Genomic DNA, 19,499 nt, shown 5'->3' on the forward strand with positions numbered 1-19,499 from the left:
AATTAAAGATATAGAGCCGAACACATATGCCTTTTACACTTGGTCAACGCTGGATCAGCGATACAGAAAGCGAGCTGGGACTTGGAACCGTTGTTGCGATGGATGCGCGAACCGTCACCTTACTTTTCCCGTCCACGGGGGAAAACCGCCTGTATGCGCGTAGTGATTCTCCCGTGACCCGCGTCATGTTCAACCCTGGCGATACGATTACAAGCCATGAAGGCTGGCAGCTACATATCGATGAAGTAAAAGAAGAAAATGGCCTGCTTGTTTATGTCGGCACCCGCCTGGATACCGAAGAGACCAATGTGACGCTGCGCGAAGTTCTGCTCGACAGCAAGTTGGTTTTCAGTAAGCCCCAGGATCGTCTGTTCGCCGGTCAAATCGATCGAATGGATCGGTTCGCGCTGCGCTATCGCGCCCGTAAATTTCAGAGCGAGCAGTACCGGATGCCATACAGCGGCCTGCGTGGTCAGCGGACCAACCTGATCCCGCATCAGCTTAATATCGCTCATGATGTGGGTCGTCGCCACGCGCCGCGCGTACTGCTGGCGGATGAAGTGGGCTTAGGTAAAACCATTGAAGCCGGGATGATTCTGCATCAACAGTTATTATCCGGCGCGGCGGAACGCGTATTGATCATCGTTCCGGAAACCCTGCAACACCAGTGGCTGGTAGAAATGCTGCGCCGTTTCAACCTGCGCTTCGCGCTGTTCGATGACGAACGCTATACCGAAGCGCAGCACGACGCGTATAACCCGTTTGAAACCGAACAACTGGTGATCTGCTCGCTGGATTTCGCCCGCCGTAATAAGCAGCGTCTGGAACATTTGTGCGACGCCGAGTGGGATTTGCTGGTGGTCGACGAAGCGCATCATCTGGTGTGGAGTACCGATGCGCCGAGCCGTGAATATATGGCCATCGAACAGTTAGCTGAACGCGTACCGGGCGTGCTGCTGCTGACCGCCACGCCAGAACAACTGGGGATGGAAAGCCATTTCGCCCGTCTGCGCCTGCTCGATCCGAACCGTTTCCACGATTTCGAACAGTTTGTCGAAGAACAGAAAAACTACCGCCCTGTCGCTGATGCGGTGGCCATGCTGCTGGCGGGCAATAAACTCAGCAACGACGAACTGAACAGGCTGGGCGATCTGATCGGCGAACAGGATATTGAACCGCTGTTGCAGGCCGCTAATAGCGATCGCGACGACGCGCAGGCCGCCCGTGATGAGCTGGTGTCGATGCTGATGGATCGCCACGGCACCAGCCGCGTTCTGTTCCGCAACACCCGTAACGGCGTCAAGGGGTTCCCGAAACGTGAACTGCATACGGTAAAACTGCCGCTGCCGACCCAGTATCAGACCGCCATTAAGGTCTCCGGCATTATGGGCGCGCGTAAGAGCGCGGAAGATCGCGCCCGCGATATGCTCTATCCGGAACAAATTTATCAGGAGTTCGAAGGCGATACCGGCACCTGGTGGAACTTCGACCCACGCGTTGAGTGGCTAATGGGCTATCTGACCAGCCATCGTTCGCAAAAAGTGCTGGTGATCTGCGCTAAGGCGACCACCGCGTTACAGCTGGAGCAGGTGCTGCGCGAACGCGAAGGCATCCGCGCCGCCGTGTTCCATGAGGGCATGTCGATTATCGAACGCGACCGCGCCGCCGCCTGGTTCGCCGAAGAAGATACCGGCGCGCAGGTGCTGTTATGTTCTGAAATCGGCTCCGAAGGACGTAACTTCCAGTTTGCCAGCAATCTGGTGATGTTCGACTTGCCGTTTAACCCGGATCTGCTGGAACAGCGTATTGGTCGTCTGGATCGTATCGGCCAGGCGCATGATATCCAGATCCACGTCCCGTACCTGGAAAAAACCGCCCAGTCGGTGCTGGTTCGCTGGTATCACGAAGGGCTGGACGCCTTTGAGCACACCTGCCCGACCGGTCGCGCGATTTATGATTCAGCCTACGCCAGTCTGATTAACTATCTGGCCGCGCCTGAAGAAACCGACGGGTTTGACGATCTGATCAAATCCTGCCGCGAACAGCATGAAGCGCTAAAAGCCCAGTTAGAACAGGGCCGCGACCGCCTGCTGGAGATCCACTCCAACGGCGGAGAAAAAGCCCAACAGCTCGCACAAAGCATTGAAGAACAGGACGACGACACCAACCTGATCGCGTTCGCCATGAACCTGTTCGATATCGTCGGCATTAACCAGGACGATCGCGGCGACAACCTGATCGTGCTGACGCCGTCCGACCACATGTTGGTGCCGGATTTCCCCGGCCTGCCGGAAGACGGCTGTACTATCACGTTTGAACGTGACGTAGCCCTGTCTCGCGAAGATGCGCAGTTTATTACCTGGGAACATCCGCTCATCCGTAACGGACTGGATCTGATCCTCTCCGGCGATACCGGCAGCAGCACCATTTCGCTGTTGAAAAATAAAGCGCTGCCCGTCGGCACGCTGCTGGTCGAACTGGTTTACGTCGTGGAAGCGCAGGCGCCGAAACAGCTACAACTGAACCGCTTCCTGCCGCCGACGCCGGTACGTATGCTGTTAGATAAAAACGGCAACAATCTGGCCGCCCAGGTCGAGTTTGAAACCTTCAACCGTCAGCTCAGCGCCGTGAATCGCCACACCGGCAGCAAACTGGTGAACGCCGTGCAACAGGACGTCCACGCCATTTTGCAACTGGGCGAGACGCAGATTGAAAAGTCCGCCAGAGCGCTGATTGATAACGCGCGTCGCGAGGCGGATGAAAAACTGTCCGGGGAACTGTCGCGTCTGGAAGCGCTGCGCGCCGTCAACCCGAACATTCGCGACGACGAACTTGCCGCTATCGACAGTAACCGTCAGCAGGTGCTGGAAAGCCTGAATCAGGCAGGCTGGCGTCTGGACGCGCTGCGTCTTATCGTCGTCACGCACCAATAACGGAGCCGTACATGGGGATGGAAAACTACAATCCGCCGCAGGAACCCTGGCTGGTTATCCTGTATCAGGATGAGCACATTATGGTGGTCAATAAGCCCAGCGGCCTGTTGTCCGTGCCGGGGCGTCTGGAAGCGCACAAAGACAGCATTATGACGCGTATCCAGCGCGACTACCCGCAGGCAGAGTCGGTGCATCGTCTGGATATGGCCACCAGCGGCGTGATTGTAGTGGCGCTGACCAAAGCCGCGGAGCGGGAGCTAAAACGCCAGTTCCGCGAACGTGAGCCGAAAAAGCAGTATGTGGCGCGCGTATGGGGGCATCCCTCCCCGGCGGAAGGACTGGTCGACTTACCGCTCATCTGCGACTGGCCGAACCGGCCAAAGCAGAAAGTGTGTTATGAAACCGGCAAACCGGCGCAAACGGAATATAACGTGGTGGAGTTTGCGGCGGATAATACCGCCCGCGTGGTGCTAAAACCGATCACCGGACGTTCGCATCAGCTTCGTGTGCATATGCTGGCGTTAGGCCACCCGATTTTAGGCGATCGGTTTTACGCCTCGCCGGAAGCGTTGTCGCTGGCGCCGCGTTTGCAGTTACACGCCGAAATGCTGACCATTACCCATCCCGCTTACGGTAACAGCATGACGTTTAAAGTCCCGGCAGATTTTTAAATTCTGAGCCAATTTATGCCGGGGCGCTTCGCTTGCCCGGCCTACATTCATTAACGTAGGCCGGATAAGGCGCTAGTCGCATCCGGCAATTCAATCACTTGAAGCCTTTCTGTTCTTTGATTAGCTCATACGCTTTCTGAATTTCCTGCGCTTTTTGCTTCGCCATTTCCATCATTTCCGGCGGCAAACCTTTGGCCACCAGCTTATCGGGATGATGCTCGCTCATCAGTTTGCGATAAGCGCGTTTAATGGTGGTTGCATCGTCGGTGGTTTTAACCCCCAGCACATTACAGGCATCTTCCAGCGTCGGGCCGCGCTGCGCCTGCTGCCAGCCGCCGCCGGACTGTTGATGATAACCGCCGCCAAACTGCGCGCCGCCCTGCATCATGCGCAGAAACTGATCGAACTGTACGCGGGAAATACCTAGCTCTTCCGCAATCACATACAGCACTTCCCGCTCATTAGGGTGTAGCGAGCCATCGGCAAACGCCGCCTGGATCTGAATTTCCAGAAACATCCGGATCAGATCAAAACGCCCGAAGCAGACGCTACGAAACTGCCGCATCTTTTCACGTAATGGGTAATTATCCGCTTTTCCGACCCGAAAGGCGTTCTGCGCGGCTGTACGTGAATCGCCGTGTAAATTCATACGATCCATCAACTGACTGGCGATATGAATATCCGCTTCCGTCACCCGTCCTTTTGATTTGGTTAAGTGGCCCATCACCTCAAAGGTGGTGGCAAAAAACAGCGCCTGCCGTTCCCGCTGGTTGGCAAACCACGCCATTTTTCGGCTGCGGGCTTTGTCGAACATATGGCCCACCAGCAGACCCAGGACCACGCCCCAAAAGCCGCCGCCCATCATCAGGGCTACGGCGACGCCAATTATCTTTCCCCAGTACTGCATAGACTCCCCAAAACGTTACGCTATCGGTGAGGCTATCTCCCACAAAATAAGGTGCTTTTCTGCGAATGAAGGCTACGGTCAATTGTGGGACATCGCCTATAATTTGCATTATCATACCTGTCATTCAATGCCGTGCCTAACACCACAGACGCTAAACGGCAGGATTAACACTGGCGCAGCGAAGATGAGTAAGTTAGGCTGTGACCGTTTGTCACGCGCAACGCTACCGATGATGGAACAATAAATACAACGTATGAAAAAACGTATTCCCACTCTTCTGGCCACCATGATCGCCAGCGCCCTTTATAGTCATCAGGGGCTGGCAGCCGATCTCGCCTCACAGTGTATGTTGGGCGTGCCGAGCTACGATCGTCCTCTGGTAAAAGGCGATACCAACGATCTGCCGGTTACTATCAATGCCGATAACGCTAAAGGTAACTACCCGGACGATGCCGTTTTTACCGGCAACGTGGACATTATGCAGGGGAATAGCCGCCTGCAAGCGGATGAAGTGCAGCTTCATCAGAAGCAGGCGGAAGGTCAGCCGGAACCTGTACGCACCGTCGATGCGCTGGGTAATGTGCATTATGATGACAATCAGGTCATCCTTAAAGGGCCGAAGGGCTGGGCAAACCTGAACACCAAAGACACGAACGTCTGGGAAGGCGATTACCAGATGGTGGGCCGTCAGGGACGCGGTAAAGCCGATCTCATGAAGCAGCGCGGCGAAAACCGCTATACCATTCTGGAAAACGGCAGCTTTACCTCCTGTCTGCCTGGCTCCGATACCTGGAGCGTGGTGGGGAGTGAAGTCATCCATGACCGTGAAGAACAGGTTGCGGAGATCTGGAACGCCCGGTTTAAAGTAGGTCCGGTTCCGATCTTTTATAGCCCCTATTTACAGCTCCCCGTCGGTGACAAACGTCGCTCAGGTTTCCTGATCCCGAACGCGAAATACACGACCAAGAACTATTTCGAGTTCTACTTACCGTATTACTGGAACATCGCGCCCAATATGGACGCCACCATCACCCCGCACTATATGCACCGCCGCGGCAATATTATGTGGGAGAACGAATTCCGTTATCTCACGCAGGCAGGCGCCGGGTTGATGGAATTAGATTATCTGCCTTCTGATAAAGTCTACGAGGACGAACATCCCAAAGAGGGCGATAAGCACCGCTGGTTATTCTACTGGCAGCACTCAGGCGTGATGGATCAGGTGTGGCGTTTTAACGTCGATTACACCAAAGTCAGCGACTCCAGCTATTTTAATGATTTCGACAGTAAGTACGGTTCCAGTACCGACGGCTACGCAACGCAGAAATTCAGCGTCGGCTACGCCGTACAAAACTTTGACGCTACGGTGTCGACCAAACAATTCCAGGTGTTTAACGATCAGAACACCAGCAGCTACTCTGCGGAGCCGCAGTTAGACGTTAACTACTACTATAACGATCTCGGGCCGTTTGATACCCGGATTTACGGCCAGGCGGTACATTTCGTCAACACCAAAGACAATATGCCGGAAGCGACCCGCGTCCACCTGGAGCCAACCATCAATTTGCCGCTCTCCAACCGCTGGGGCAGCCTGAACACCGAAGCGAAGCTGATGGCGACGCACTATCAGCAAACGAATCTGGACTGGTACAACGCCAATAACAGCAAAAAACTGGAAGATTCGGTTAACCGCGTCATGCCACAGTTTAAAGTCGACGGTAAGCTCGTCTTCGAACGCGATATGGCGATGCTGGCGCCGGGGTATACCCAGACGCTGGAACCACGCGTGCAGTACCTGTATGTGCCGTACCGCGACCAGAGCGGCATCTATAACTACGATTCTTCTTTGCTGCAATCCGACTATAACGGCCTGTTCCGCGACCGCACTTATGGCGGTCTCGACCGTATTGCTTCCGCCAACCAGGTCACGACCGGCGTCACAACACGCGTTTATGATGATGCCGCCGTTGAACGTTTTAACGTTTCTGTTGGTCAAATCTACTATTTCACGGAGTCTCGCACCGGCGATGACAACATTAAATGGGAGAATGACGACAAAACCGGTTCGCTGGTTTGGGCAGGCGACACTTACTGGCGTATTTCAGAACGCTGGGGGCTGCGTAGCGGAGTGCAGTACGATACCCGTCTGGATAGCGTCGCTACCAGCAGCAGCAGCCTCGAATACCGTCGGGATCAGGATCGTCTGGTACAGTTGAACTACCGCTATGCCAGCCCGGAATATATTCAGGCTACGTTGCCTTCGTATTATTCCACGGCAGAGCAGTATAAAAACGGCATCAACCAGGTGGGCGCGGTGGCAAGTTGGCCGATTGCCGATCGCTGGTCGATTGTCGGCGCGTACTACTTCGATACCAATTCGAGCAAACCTGCAGACCAGATGCTCGGCTTGCAGTACAACTCTTGCTGCTATGCGATCCGCGTCGGATACGAACGTAAGCTGAACGGTTGGGATAACGATAAACAACACGCGATTTATGATAACGCGATTGGCTTCAACATTGAGCTGCGCGGTTTGAGCTCTAACTACGGCCTCGGCACGCAAGAAATGTTGCGTTCGAACATTCTGCCGTACCAAAGCTCTATGTAATCTGATTGATTTACAACGTAATCCGCATTGCGGTTAATTGAAATGGAAAAAGTATGAAGAACTGGAAAACGCTGCTTCTCGGTATCGCCATGATCGCGAATACCAGTTTCGCTGCCCCCCAGGTAGTCGATAAAGTCGCAGCCGTCGTCAATAATGGCGTCGTGCTGGAAAGCGACGTTGATGGCTTAATGCAATCAGTCAAACTCAACGCGGGTCAGGCAGGTCAGCAGCTTCCGGACGACGCCACGCTGCGTCACCAGATCCTGGAACGTTTGATTATGGATCAAATTATCCTGCAGATGGGTCAGAAGATGGGGGTGAAGATCACGGATGAGCAGTTGGATCAGGCCATCGCCAACATCGCCAAACAAAACAATATGACGATGGATCAGATGCGCAGCCGTCTGGCTTACGATGGGCTGAACTATTCAACCTACCGTAACCAGATTCGTAAAGAGATGATTATCTCTGAAGTGCGCAACAACGAGGTTCGTCGCCGTATCACCGTTTTGCCGCAAGAAGTTGACGCGCTGGCAAAACAGATTGGCACCCAAAACGACGCCAGCACCGAGCTGAACCTGAGCCATATCCTGATTGCTCTGCCGGAAAACCCAACCTCCGAGCAGGTTAACGACGCGCAGCGCCAGGCGGAAAGCATTGTTGAAGAAGCGCGTAACGGCGCAGATTTCGGCAAACTGGCGATTACCTACTCTGCCGACCAGCAGGCGCTAAAAGGCGGTCAGATGGGCTGGGGCCGTATCCAGGAGCTGCCGGGGATTTTCGCCCAGGCGCTGAGCACCGCGAAGAAAGGCGACATTGTCGGCCCGATTCGCTCCGGCGTCGGCTTCCACATTCTGAAAGTAAACGACCTGCGCGGTCAGAGCCAGAGTATCTCCGTGACCGAAGTTCACGCTCGTCACATTCTGCTTAAGCCGTCGCCGATCATGAACGATCAGCAGGCGCGCCTGAAGCTGGAAGAAATCGCGGCTGACATTAAGAGTGGTAAAACCACATTTGCCGCTGCGGCGAAAGAGTACTCTCAGGACCCGGGCTCCGCTAACCAGGGCGGTGATTTGGGTTGGGCTACGCCAGATATTTTCGATCCGGCGTTCCGCGACGCGCTGACGAAGCTGCATAAAGGCCAAATAAGCGCGCCGGTACACTCCTCTTTCGGCTGGCATCTGATCGAATTGCTGGATACGCGTAAGGTAGACAAAACCGATGCGGCGCAGAAAGATCGCGCTTATCGTATGCTGATGAACCGTAAATTCTCAGAAGAAGCGGCGACCTGGATGCAAGAACAGCGCGCCAGCGCTTACGTTAAGATTTTGAGTAACTAATGAGCAGTGCGCAACGCGTTGTTATCACTCCCGGCGAACCCGCCGGGATTGGCCCCGATCTTGTTGTCCAACTGGCGCAACGCGCGTGGCCGATTGAACTGGTCGTCTGTGCGGACGGCGCGCTCCTGACGGAGCGGGCCGCCATGCTCGGCCTGCCCCTCTCGCTTCTCCCTTACTCGCCTGATGTCCCCGCTGCGCCGCAGCCCGCGGGAACGCTGACCCTATTGCCGGTCTCGCTGCACGCGCCTGCCATCCCCGGTCAGTTGACGGTAGAAAATGGCCCCTATGTGGTAGAGACGCTGGCGCGAGCGTGTGATGGCTGTCTGAACGGTGAATTTGCCGCGCTGATCACAGGCCCCGTGCACAAAGGCGTTATTAACGACGCAGGCATTCCGTTTACCGGTCATACCGAGTTTTTCGAAGAGCGTTCGCAGGCGAAAAAAGTCGTGATGATGCTGGCAACCGAAGAACTTCGCGTGGCGCTGGCGACCACGCATCTGCCGCTACGGGCGATTGCAGACGCCATCACCCCTGCGCTTTTGCACGAAGTGATTGCTATTTTGCATCACGATTTGCGGACCAAATTTGGTATTGCCGAACCGCGCATTCTTGTCTGTGGCCTGAATCCGCACGCGGGCGAAGGCGGTCATATGGGCACGGAAGAGATAGACACCATCATTCCGGTGCTCGACGAGCTGCGGGCGCAGGGGATGAAACTCAACGGGCCGCTACCTGCTGATACGCTGTTTCAGCCCAAATATCTCGATAATGCCGACGCGGTGCTGGCGATGTACCACGATCAGGGCCTGCCCGTGCTAAAATACCAGGGATTCGGTCGGGGAGTGAATATTACGCTCGGCCTACCTTTTATTCGAACCTCCGTTGACCACGGCACCGCGCTTGAACTGGCGGGCCGTGGAAAAGCGGATGTCGGCAGTTTTATTACGGCGCTTAATCTCGCCATCAAAATGATTGTTAATACCCAATGAATAATCGAGTCCATCAGGGCCATTTAGCCCGTAAACGCTTCGGGCAAAACTTTCTCAACGATCGGTTTGTGATCGACAGTATTGTTTCTGCTATTAATCCGCAAAAAGGCCAGGCGATGGTTGAAATCGGCCCCGGTCTGGCGGCGCTGACGGAGCCGGTCGGCGAACGACTGGATAAGCTCACGGTCATTGAACTTGACCGCGATCTGGCGGCGCGTTTGCAAACCCATCCGTTCTTAGGGCCGAAGCTGACTATTTATCAGCAGGACGCCATGACCATGAACTTTGGCGAGCTGTCTACGCAGTTGGGCCAACCGCTGCGTGTGTTCGGCAATCTGCCCTATAATATCTCCACCCCGCTGATGTTCCATCTCTTTAGCTATACTGATGCCATTGCCGACATGCACTTTATGTTGCAAAAAGAAGTGGTAAATCGTCTGGTTGCAGGGCCGAACAGCAAAGCGTATGGTCGTTTAAGCGTGATGGCGCAATATTACTGTCAGGTGATCCCGGTGCTTGAAGTGCCGCCATCCGCCTTCACGCCGCCGCCCAAAGTGGACTCCGCCGTGGTGCGTCTGGTTCCACACGCAACAATGCCTTACCCGGTTAAAGATATTCGCGTGTTGAGCCGTATTACCACCGAGGCCTTTAACCAGCGCCGTAAAACGATCCGTAACAGTCTCGGCAACCTTTTTAGCGTTGAGACGTTGACGGAAATGGGTATTGACCCGGCAATGCGCGCGGAAAATATCTCTGTCGCGCAGTACTGCCAGATGGCCAATTATCTGTCGGAAAACGCGCCTTTGAAGGAGAGTTAAACATGATCAATTCGCCCAGAGTGTGTATTCAGGTGCAAAGCGTCTACATTGAGGCGCAATCCTCACCTGACGATGAACGTTACGTTTTTGCCTATACCGTAACCATCCGCAATCTGGGCCGGGCGCCAGTGCAGCTGTTGGGCCGCTACTGGCTGATTACCAATGGCCATGGCCGTGAAACCGAAGTCCAGGGCGAAGGTGTGGTTGGCGTCCAGCCGCGCATTGCGCCTGGCGAAGAGTATCAGTACACCAGCGGCGCGGTAATTGAAACGCCGCTGGGCACCATGCAGGGTCATTACGAAATGATCGATGAAAATGGCGACGCCTTTACCATCGACATTCCCGTGTTTCGACTCGCCGTCCCTACACTCATTCACTAAAATTATAACAATGGCAACTTATCTCATCGGCGACGTTCACGGTTGCTACGACGAACTGATCGCCTTATTACAGCAAGTGGAATTTACGCCAGACACAGACACTCTGTGGCTGACTGGCGATTTGGTCGCCCGCGGTCCCGGTTCGCTGGACGTGTTACGCTACGTCAAATCGCTTGGCAATAGCGTGCGTTTGGTGCTGGGGAATCACGATTTACACCTGTTGGCCGTATTCGCCGGGATTAGCCGCAACAAACCTAAAGACCGGCTGACCCCGCTTCTTGAAGCGCCGGACGCCGATGAGCTGTTGAATTGGTTACGCCGTCAGCCGCTGTTGCAGGTAGATGAAAAGAAAAAGCTGGTCATGGCGCATGCGGGTATTACCCCGCAGTGGGATTTGCAGACGGCAAAAGAGTGCGCCCGCGATGTTGAAGCGGTGCTGTCGAGCGACTCGTACCCCTTTTTCCTCGACGCGATGTATGGCGATATGCCGAATAACTGGTCGCCGGAGTTAAGCGGTCTGGCGCGGCTACGCTTTATTACTAATGCCTTTACCCGTATGCGTTACTGCTTTCCTAACGGTCAACTGGATATGTACAGCAAAGCGTCGCCGGAAAATGCCCCTGCGCCGCTGAAGCCGTGGTTCGCCATTCCGGGGCCGGTGAGCGAGGCTTACAGTATTGCGTTCGGGCACTGGGCGTCGCTGGAAGGGAAAGGGACGCCGGAGGGTATTTACGCGCTGGATACCGGCTGCTGCTGGGGCGGGGAGTTGACCTGTTTACGCTGGGAAGATAAACAGTATTTTGTGCAGCCGTCAAACCGCCAGATGGATATGGGCGAAGGCGAAGCGGTCAACGCCTGATAGGTTTATGCCTGATGGCGCTACGCTTATCAGGCCTACATCTGTCTACATCTGGCTCAAGAGTAGGCCGGATAAGGCGTGTTTCGCCGCCATCCGGCACTACAGTATTAACGACGTTCCAGAATCTCGAAACAATAGCTGTGAGAATTCTGCGCGTCGGCATCGTGAAACTCACTGAATACCGATTCCCAGTCATCCGGTTCATAATCCGGAAAATGGGTATCGCCTTCGACTTCCGCATCAATATGCGTCAGATAAAGCTTCTGCGCCTTTGGCAGGAACTGCTCGTACACGCGCCCGCCGCCAATGACCATAATTTCCGGCGCGTCGCCGCAAGCGGCAATCGCCTCATCGACAGACTTCACCCACTGCACGCGATCGTCGGTGCCTGGCTGGCTGCTGATAACAATATTTTTACGTCCCGGTAAGGGGCGTCCGATGGACTCCCAGGTGTGACGTCCCATGACGACAGGTTTATTTAACGTGTTACGTTTAAACCAGGCGAGATCGGCAGGCAGGTTCCACGGCATGGCGTTTTCCATACCGATGACGCGATCCACCGCTAACGCCGCAATCAGACTGATCATTAATTATTTCCTGATACAAAAAAAATTGCCGCCACTATACGTAAAGCGCAATCTTTCGTCGACTGACGAAAAGAGGATGAGCACGAAAATTTTTCGTTCTGCTGGCGACGCCACTCATTTGATGTGGAGCGCCAGCATTACAGTAGTTCAAAAACAGCCAATTAGCAGTAAAGTTTGCAGAACATCACATTTTTTACTTTAGATTGACGGTTTGACCTCGGGTTCATCAGCGGCCTCCCCGGAATGTTTGCCCTCAGCCGTTCCCTGCCAGCCGTGGCGCTGAATCAACGACAGATGCTCCCGGTCCTCGGTAATAATTTCGCTCAACATCGCGCTGGTACGTTTATAGGCGGCGGCGCGAGATAACGGATCGTTTTCCCCTTTCGCCATCTCTTCCACCATCCGGGTATTAAAATGGCGGAACAGATCCGCGCGCTCGCGAGCTTCATAACGCCCCAGCCCCAGCGCTTCCAGCGCCTGTCGTCCGCTTTTGAGCGCGCCTTCGAAGGTTTCACGTTCGGGCATCGCCACACCAGCCTGGCGCAGGCGAATGTAATGATCGACATCACGGGCGCGGGCGATAATCTGCAGATGCGGGAAATGCGACTTCACCAGTTCACTCAGTTGCAAATTGGTTTGCGGATCGTCAATGGCGTTAATCAATACCTCCGCCTTCGCCGCTCCGGCAGATTCCAGCAAATCCATACGCGTCGCGTCGCCATAAAAAACCTTCATGCCGAATTTACGCAGCGTTTCGATATGATCGGGGTCGTGATCGAGCACCACCATCTTCACCCCGCTCGACAGCAGCAGACGCCCGGCTATCTGCCCAAATCGTCCAAACCCGGCCACAATAACCCGCGGCTGCTCTTCGTCGATTTCATCCGCCTCGCGCGCTTCACCCGTCGCGGTCTTCTCCATGCGCGTCAGCAGCACCAGAAAAATCGGCGTTGCCGCCATCGACAGCGCGACCGCCAGCGTCAGCGCTTTTGCCCATTCCGGCTCAAGTACACCCGCCATTTGCGCCGCGCCAAAAACCACAAACGCAAACTCACTTCCCTGGCCTAATAAGACGGCAAACCAGCGACGCTGTTTTGCCGGTACACCCAGGGGCCTCGCGACCAGCCACAGCATGACGATTTTGATTGTCAGAAAACCGGCCAACAACAGCAGAATGCGCAGCGGATTCTCCACCAGCGTGCCGAAATCAATCGACATGCCGACGCCAATAAAGAACAGCCCCAGCAGCAACCCCTTAAAGGGTTCAATATCGCTTTCCAGCGCATGACGATATTCCGAACTCGCCAGCAGAACGCCCGCCAGGAACGCGCCCATCGCCATTGACAGCCCAACCTCTTCCAGCAACAGGCCGAAACCAAACACCAGAAATAGCGCCACGGCGCTGAACACTTCCCGCAAACCAGAACGCGCGACAAAGCGCAGCGCCGGGCGCGTGACGTAGCGTCCCAGCAGCACCACCAGCGCCAACGCGCCTGCGACTTTCAACGCCGATAGCGCAAACGCGCCAAGCGTGGTGGATGCGCCGCTGGCGGCCAGCAGAGGAATCATCGCCACCAGCGGGATCGCCGCGATATCCTGGAACAAGAGCACTGCAAATGCGCTACGCCCTACTTGCGAAACGGTCAGGTTACGCTCATTCATTGCCTGCATGGCGATAGCCGTGGACGAAAGCGCCAGCGTCATGCCAATCAGTTCCGCCACCTGCCAACGCAGGCCAAGAAACATACAGAACAGACCAATCAGTCCGCCGCAGACCACCATCTGTAACGCGCCGCCGCCAAATACCGAGGCGCGCAGCTTCCATAACCGTTGCGGGTCCAGCTCAAGCCCAATAACAAACAACATCAGCACGACGCCGATTTCCGCAAAATGCAGAATAGATTCGGCGTCCGTCACCAGCCGTAGTCCCCAGGGGCCGATAATACACCCCGCAATCAGATACCCCAGCACCGATCCTAAGCCCAAACGTACCGCAATCGGCACAATCAACGCCGCCGAACCAAGATAGATCAGCGCCTGCAGTAGAGTATGGCTATCCATGATTCACCTCCTGCCATGTCAGTAAACGCTGTTTATACTGACGCGCCTGCGCCTGTAAGGTGTCGTCATCGCAAATGAACGTGCAGTGCATGGCAAACGGCGGCAGCCATTTAAGGCCGCAATAGAGCGCCGTCGCCTGTAGCGGCTGAGAAAGGACGTCAAATCCCGGATGTGAACCGATAGCAAAGTGGTTTTCACCACCGTCGGTCGTTACCGCCCACAGCAGATGTTTACCGTGTAATGCCGTACCGCCATGACCGTAAGCCCAGCCGTGGGTGAGGACTTTATCCATCCATAATTTGAGTAAAGGAGGGACGCTGTACCACTGCATCGGATGCTGCCAGACGATAAGGCTTGCGCGCGACAGCACCTCCTGCTCGGCGGCAACGTCAATATTGAAATCGGGATAGAGGTGATAAAGCGAACGTATTTCGACGTTTTCCAGCGTCCCTGCCTGTTCAAGCATCCGCTTATTCGCATGAGAATGATGCGGATACGGGTGCGCATAAATAATGAGGATCATGATTAGCCTGTGATGATCTGTTTTTTATCACAAAGTGTAGTGACAAATTCGCCAGGCTAATAGTGAATATTATTGAGCGGCTAATCAGAAAAAATTGAATTAACGCCAGCAAGGAGTTGACGCCATCCTTCCCCCGGAAGACGCTCTCGAAGGGCCGCAGGCGTTTGCGGAAAAGCGCGATCCGGTGTGGAAAGGTCGGTGATGATAGCAGCCTTAAATCGCTGACAAATCGGTTTAAGGCCTTCTTGCCGGACGGCGCTGCGCTAAATTTGCCTGTAATGACTGTAATATCAATCTATTACATGATGACACAGGCCCAATAAGCGCAGCGCCAACAGCATCTGAACCTCCAGACACGCTGGATGCCAGATCGCCGACGCATAAATTAACCTAATGGGTCAGGCACTTAGAGCCTGGCCCACCAGGCGTAATTGTTGAAGCCAGTTTGGGGCCGACCAGCGCGCAGAAACCGGAGCGTACACGTAGTACGTGAGGATTTTGAGCACTGCCCGGTCCCAAAATGGCGAATAAAATAGCCTAATGGGCCAGGCTCTTAATCTTTCGCCATGCGGTTAAACTGCTCAATAGTAAGATCCCACGGCTCACGGGCCGCATCCGGCATAAAACTGCCGTCATCCACGCCAATTTCGTCTTTGATAATTTTATTCAGTTTTTCATTCATCGTAAGTATGAGATCCTGATATTTCTGTTTATCAGCAGCAAGGTTATGGTTCTCATCGGGATCATTTTTAAGATCGTAAAGTTCAAGATCGTTGTACTTAATAAGATCCTCCCAGGTTTCCGGCGTATTATGCTCCCTTAGCGAGAAATAACGCGCAAACTTATAACGACCATCGTTAATCATCCGCGTCCCTGAACGATGGCTGAAATCAGGATGCAAATGGGATATTTCCTGCTTGATTTGCGCCACCGTTTTTTGTTTATCTCTTTGTAGCGCGATAACGCGGTGGAGATAATGGGCATCGGTATACAAGATCATGCCATAGCAATATAAGCTGGCATTTCTCACCGCATTAACCGCAACACCCTCCGGGTTTTTTAGCAATCCGCTAAAATTAACGCCTTTGCGGTTGCCTAACGCCTGGTGCTGTTTTTCTTCCGGCAAACCGGTCAGCCCAACTAATGTCGGCGCAATATCAAGATGACAGGTCAACGCCTGACATTTCTTATTACCGGGGTACGCCGGGTGGGAAATAATCATCGGTACATGGATCTGTTCTTTATAAACGGAAGCGCCTTTACCGTGCATCTGATGGCTTCCGCCTAATTCGCCATGATCGGCAGTAAATACAACAATCGTTTTATCAGTTAACTTGAGGGCATCAAGTTCATTTAATATCCGGTCAAGGTGAGTATCACAATCGCGGATACAGTTGAAATAGTAGTCAAGCAGTTTACGCCAACGACGATCTTCATCAGGAAACTGCCCTTCCAGCGCAGCGCGCGCCGTCTGGTATTCAAGATGCGCCGGCGGTCTTCCCTGCTCATTGAATGATTGATGCCTGTTTGCCGGCAGCGGATAGTTCGGCCAGCTTGCCTGATAAAGCTCGTTTTCCGGCGGCTGCGTGGGCGCCAGGGTATTATCATCCTGATCCAACTCGCCACGCCACTGTACCTTTTCTCCCTCTTTATCGGTATCAATAAACATGACGTCATGAGGATTAACGAGGTTAACGGCCAGGAACCAGGGCTTGTGTTGGTCATTCAAGGGCTGCCCCTTGCATCTTAACCAATTTATAGTCTGAGCCGTGGTGGTTGAATCATAAAAATAGCCGCCTTTACTATGGCCAATAATATCGCCGATGCCGTGATAGTCAGCAAAACCATATTTTTCCATAATTTTATGTAATTCTGGTTCAGGAATATCCCCGACATCAATATCCTCATCTTTTTCGTCAGGCAAAGGCTTCTCCAGTTTTTCTGTAAGATGCCACTTACCTTTATAGGCCGTATAGTATCCCAGTTCCCGCATCATATGGCCTGTGGTTCCAAGAGCGGGGTCAAGGTCATAAGGCATCCAGGGCAATCCCAGATTATCAAACATCTTTGTCTGGGGCATATGTAAGCCGGTATACAATACGGAGCGGGAAGGCGTGCAGACATTACTGGTATTCTGATGATTACAGAATGTCACCCCCGTTTTCATGAGCCGCTCTCTGCCGGGTACCGGGAAAGGAAACGTAGGAAAAAAACGCTCCTGGTCGGTCACGACTAACAGAATATTATATCCTTCTGGCAATTTTTCCGGGATTTCGCCGGTAAACGGTTTATCCCACGCCGGTTTCGCCTTGACGGCGCATTTTTCATCAGCCTTTACCGCGCCGGATAGCATACCGCCGGCGGCAAGAATACCGGCGCTGGTTAACAGTTTCCTACGCGTAAGATCCGTCTCTTCTGCGGACAGATTTTTTTTATTACTCATATTATTATACCTGTAGTCAGTAACTTTATCACATATTCATTTATTACTGTACGAGGAAGCGTGGATATGTATCAATGCCTTCCGGGTAAGAATATGTGTTATAAATTGATTTGTATTTCAAATTAGAAATATATTAATAAATAACCATAATTCACTGAAAAATTATTTAGATGAAAAGCTCATTATTTTTATTTTAGAGATACAACTGCAGACATTACTTCATAAAAAAATACATTATTAAACATACTCTATAGCGCTGTGTTCGTGCCTTTTCCCTTCAGCTACGGTGATTACCCTATGCCGCTACAAGAAAATCTCCCCGAAAGAAACACTATCAGTAACAGGCCGCGCAACCATAGACATACAACCGGTAATATCACTCTGGGAAATTAAAACATAACTCATTCTGTTATGTTGCTTATGAATAAAACTAGCGTATTGCCGCGTGATTCAATAAAAATTCCGTCATTACAAGAAATAATATAAAAACTATTATTTACAGGGGGTTAAGTTTCTTTTTAACTGACAGTGCATTATTTTACATTGACAACAACATAAAGAGGTGACTATAACAAGATATAAGACGGTCACACCAAATAAGTCTATTTTCAGATAATCAACCGAGGTTATATACCCAAAATAATTCGAGTTGCTTAAAGGCGGCAAGGGAGTGAGTCCCCTGGAGCATAGATAATTATGTGACTGGGGTGAGCGGCAAATCTGCCGGGAGCAGATTTGAACGTCGCGTGCGACGGCCCGTCAGGGCGAGGCCCATAGGTGGGCCGAGTAATCCGTAGCCAACCCGTAAGCAACCTGAAGTATGAAGGGGATAAATAATTTCGTTACGGATTACTGATATTGCGCAAACCTTATCATCAATGCAACAGGAACAGAACCATGAAAAAACGCATTATTGCCGCCGCATTACTGGCAACGGTTGCTTCATTCAGCACGCTTGCGGCAGAGCAGGTCTCTAAGCAAGAAATCAGCCACTTCAAACTGGTTAAGGTCGGCACCATAAATGTGTCCCAGAGTGGCGGGCAGATTTCCTCACCCTCTGATCTACGCGAAAAACTGTCAGCATTAGCCGATGCGAAAGGCGGAAAATATTACCATATTATCGCTGCACGTGAGCATGGTCCGAATTTTGAAGCCGTTGCCGAAGTTTATAACGATGCGACGAAATAAAGCTCTGATTGCGCCATAACGAGGGCACAGGCATGAAATAATAAGAGAGCGCCAGCAAGGTGCCATGTTCCGTCACAATCCACTCAGGGCCGTCTGGAAACAGATGCTGGCCCTCTTTTTTATCAACAGTTCATCCGGGGCAGGCAAGCCGTTGGAATGGGCGCGCGCAGGCAGTAAGCCCTTCGTGAATAAGACGGTTTTGCGGGCTGTTTTAAGGTAATATTTAGTGCGCTTTTACCTGCCTGAACCAGTAATTTTCCATTTTCGTTATCCATTTCCCCTTTTTATTTTTCGGTATTACGCCAGCCCAAAGTAATTGCAGCTGTCGGTTATAGGTTCCAATAGCGTGTCCACCATACGCCCCTTCAAATGCTATCACCATGGGGCCCTGCCCTTTTACCCCCTCTTGTCCTTCATGGCAATAAAGCGCGTTGCGGTGAGTCACGTCAAGTTCATACTGTACGTTCAGTTTCACACATTTTTCCCCGCAGCCTTCTACTGGCGGCAATATTGTCATGGTATAAGGCGGGTTATCTGCCGTGGTTTTCCATGTTCCGATCAGGTCTTTGCAGGCGTTTATCTCCGTAGCTCCGGAGACGGCAGAAAATAGCGCGAGCAAATAAAAAGGTATTAGTTTCAGTTTCATTACAGACTCCTGTTCCTTATACCTGGTCATTTATACCTAATCATAAGGATAAATGCCCTGCGATATGTTTTTTTCCGGGAAATGTTGAGCCGCTGTTCAGAGAAATGTCGATGAGTGTAACCTCATGTAAGCGGACAGCGCGGTGGGGAAAGCGGGAACACGGGCGAATGGTCTAACGTATTTCGACGTTTTCCGGCGTCCCTGCCTGTTCAGGCATCCGTTTATTCGCATGGGAATAAATGGATGCGCATAAAGAGAGAATATTATTGAGCGGCTAATCAGAAAAAATTGAATTAATTATCCAGCTCGCTCATATTTTTCAGCTGATCGCGGTTAATCTGTTCGGTTTTCCCGGTGGCGGCGTTTTTGTAAGACACCATACCGGTATCGTTATCGACCTCGGGTTTCCCGTCGGTGACAATAGTTTTGCCATCCGTGGTTTCAACCGCCTGGTTAGAAGAGCATCCTGCGACGGTGAATAGTGTTGCTGCGGTAAACAGTGCGGTCATAAGACGTTTTTGCATGGTGTTCTCCCTGCTTTTCAGT

16 protein-coding genes and 1 pseudogene are annotated in these 19,499 nt (G+C 52.8%); 10 read left to right on the forward strand and 7 right to left on the reverse strand.

The features are described 5' to 3' along the window. Nucleotides 1-26: 26 nt before the first annotated feature. A complete protein-coding gene (rapA, locus tag LDB27_RS18270; RefSeq protein WP_001116966.1) occupies nucleotides 27-2,933 on the forward strand; it encodes an RNA polymerase-associated protein RapA in 2,907 nt (968 codons plus the stop codon). Between the two features lie 11 nt (nucleotides 2,934-2,944). Continuing rightward, on the forward strand, nucleotides 2,945-3,604 hold the full coding sequence (gene rluA / locus LDB27_RS18275) for a bifunctional tRNA pseudouridine(32) synthase/23S rRNA pseudouridine(746) synthase RluA (RefSeq protein WP_000525196.1): 660 nt from the start codon (nucleotides 2,945-2,947) through the stop codon (nucleotides 3,602-3,604). A 94-nt stretch (nucleotides 3,605-3,698) separates the two neighbouring features. Here rluA and djlA read toward each other — a convergent pair whose 3' ends face one another. After that, nucleotides 3,699-4,511 (reverse strand): co-chaperone DjlA, encoded by an 813-nt coding sequence (gene djlA, locus LDB27_RS18280; protein WP_001200595.1) that lies wholly within the window; start codon nucleotides 4,509-4,511, stop codon nucleotides 3,699-3,701. Nucleotides 4,512-4,764: 253 nt separating this feature from the next. Here djlA and lptD point away from each other — a divergent pair, with 253 nt between their 5' ends. The 6 genes from lptD to apaH are packed head-to-tail and all read left to right on the forward strand — an operon-like array spanning nucleotide 4,765 to nucleotide 11,505. After that, nucleotides 4,765-7,119, forward strand: coding sequence for an LPS assembly protein LptD (lptD, locus tag LDB27_RS18285; protein ID WP_000746125.1), 2,355 nt, complete (start codon nucleotides 4,765-4,767; stop codon nucleotides 7,117-7,119). A gap of 53 nt (nucleotides 7,120-7,172) precedes the next feature. Beyond that, nucleotides 7,173-8,459, forward strand: coding sequence for a peptidylprolyl isomerase SurA (gene surA / locus LDB27_RS18290; protein ID WP_000800482.1), 1,287 nt, complete (start codon nucleotides 7,173-7,175; stop codon nucleotides 8,457-8,459). Then, a complete protein-coding gene (pdxA, locus tag LDB27_RS18295; RefSeq protein WP_000092999.1) occupies nucleotides 8,459-9,448 on the forward strand; it encodes a 4-hydroxythreonine-4-phosphate dehydrogenase PdxA in 990 nt (329 codons plus the stop codon). Before surA ends, pdxA begins: the two co-directional genes overlap by 1 nt. Continuing rightward, nucleotides 9,445-10,266 (forward strand): 16S rRNA (adenine(1518)-N(6)/adenine(1519)-N(6))-dimethyltransferase RsmA, encoded by an 822-nt coding sequence (gene rsmA, locus LDB27_RS18300; protein ID WP_001065402.1) that lies wholly within the window; start codon nucleotides 9,445-9,447, stop codon nucleotides 10,264-10,266. Before pdxA ends, rsmA begins: the two co-directional genes overlap by 4 nt. A gap of 2 nt (nucleotides 10,267-10,268) precedes the next feature. Continuing rightward, nucleotides 10,269-10,646 carry a Co2+/Mg2+ efflux protein ApaG gene (gene apaG, locus LDB27_RS18305; protein ID WP_000610894.1) on the forward strand — a complete coding sequence of 126 codons (378 nt, stop codon included), beginning with the start codon at nucleotides 10,269-10,271 and terminating at the stop codon, nucleotides 10,644-10,646. Between the two features lie 10 nt (nucleotides 10,647-10,656). After that, complete coding sequence (gene apaH, locus LDB27_RS18310) at nucleotides 10,657-11,505, forward strand: bis(5'-nucleosyl)-tetraphosphatase (symmetrical) ApaH (protein ID WP_000257212.1); 849 nt, start codon at nucleotides 10,657-10,659, stop codon at nucleotides 11,503-11,505. 107 nt (nucleotides 11,506-11,612) lie between these two features. Here the strand turns inward: apaH and folA are convergent, their stop codons facing one another. The 3 genes from folA to kefF form a co-directional block, all read right to left on the reverse strand. After that, nucleotides 11,613-12,092: a type 3 dihydrofolate reductase gene (folA, locus tag LDB27_RS18315; protein WP_000624379.1), complete on the reverse strand. Its 480-nt coding sequence runs from the start codon at nucleotides 12,090-12,092 to the stop codon at nucleotides 11,613-11,615. A gap of 198 nt (nucleotides 12,093-12,290) precedes the next feature. After that, nucleotides 12,291-14,153, reverse strand: a complete 1,863-nt coding sequence (kefC, locus tag LDB27_RS18320) for a glutathione-regulated potassium-efflux system protein KefC (RefSeq protein WP_000377173.1) — start codon at nucleotides 14,151-14,153, stop codon at nucleotides 12,291-12,293. Further along, nucleotides 14,146-14,676 (reverse strand): glutathione-regulated potassium-efflux system oxidoreductase KefF, encoded by a 531-nt coding sequence (gene kefF / locus LDB27_RS18325; protein ID WP_225519886.1) that lies wholly within the window; start codon nucleotides 14,674-14,676, stop codon nucleotides 14,146-14,148. The genes kefC and kefF overlap by 8 nt, the downstream gene beginning before the upstream one ends. 121 nt (nucleotides 14,677-14,797) lie before the next feature. Between kefF and LDB27_RS23980 the strand changes: the two are divergent. Beyond that, nucleotides 14,798-14,878: pseudogene (locus tag LDB27_RS23980) on the forward strand (hypothetical protein); the annotation flags it as partial. A 351-nt stretch (nucleotides 14,879-15,229) separates the two neighbouring features. On the opposite strand, the gene LDB27_RS18330 reads toward LDB27_RS23980, so the two are convergent. Further along, nucleotides 15,230-17,119, reverse strand: a complete 1,890-nt coding sequence (locus tag LDB27_RS18330) for a sulfatase-like hydrolase/transferase (RefSeq protein WP_000066316.1) — start codon at nucleotides 17,117-17,119, stop codon at nucleotides 15,230-15,232. Between the two features lie 897 nt (nucleotides 17,120-18,016). Here LDB27_RS18330 and srfN point away from each other — a divergent pair. After that, nucleotides 18,017-18,307 (forward strand): DUF1471 family virulence protein SrfN, encoded by a 291-nt coding sequence (gene srfN / locus LDB27_RS18335; RefSeq protein ID WP_000745957.1) that lies wholly within the window; start codon nucleotides 18,017-18,019, stop codon nucleotides 18,305-18,307. A 223-nt stretch (nucleotides 18,308-18,530) separates the two neighbouring features. Here the strand turns inward: srfN and LDB27_RS18340 are convergent, their stop codons facing one another. Next, nucleotides 18,531-18,947: a hypothetical protein gene (locus LDB27_RS18340; RefSeq protein ID WP_162493624.1), complete on the reverse strand. Its 417-nt coding sequence runs from the start codon at nucleotides 18,945-18,947 to the stop codon at nucleotides 18,531-18,533. Nucleotides 18,948-19,246: 299 nt separating this feature from the next. Next, complete coding sequence (locus tag LDB27_RS18345) at nucleotides 19,247-19,477, reverse strand: YgdI/YgdR family lipoprotein (protein ID WP_001172089.1); 231 nt, start codon at nucleotides 19,475-19,477, stop codon at nucleotides 19,247-19,249. Nucleotides 19,478-19,499 lie beyond the last annotated feature (22 nt).

Source organism: Salmonella sp. JXY0409-18, from assembly GCF_020268625.1.
Classification (GTDB): domain Bacteria; phylum Pseudomonadota; class Gammaproteobacteria; order Enterobacterales; family Enterobacteriaceae; genus Salmonella; species Salmonella enterica.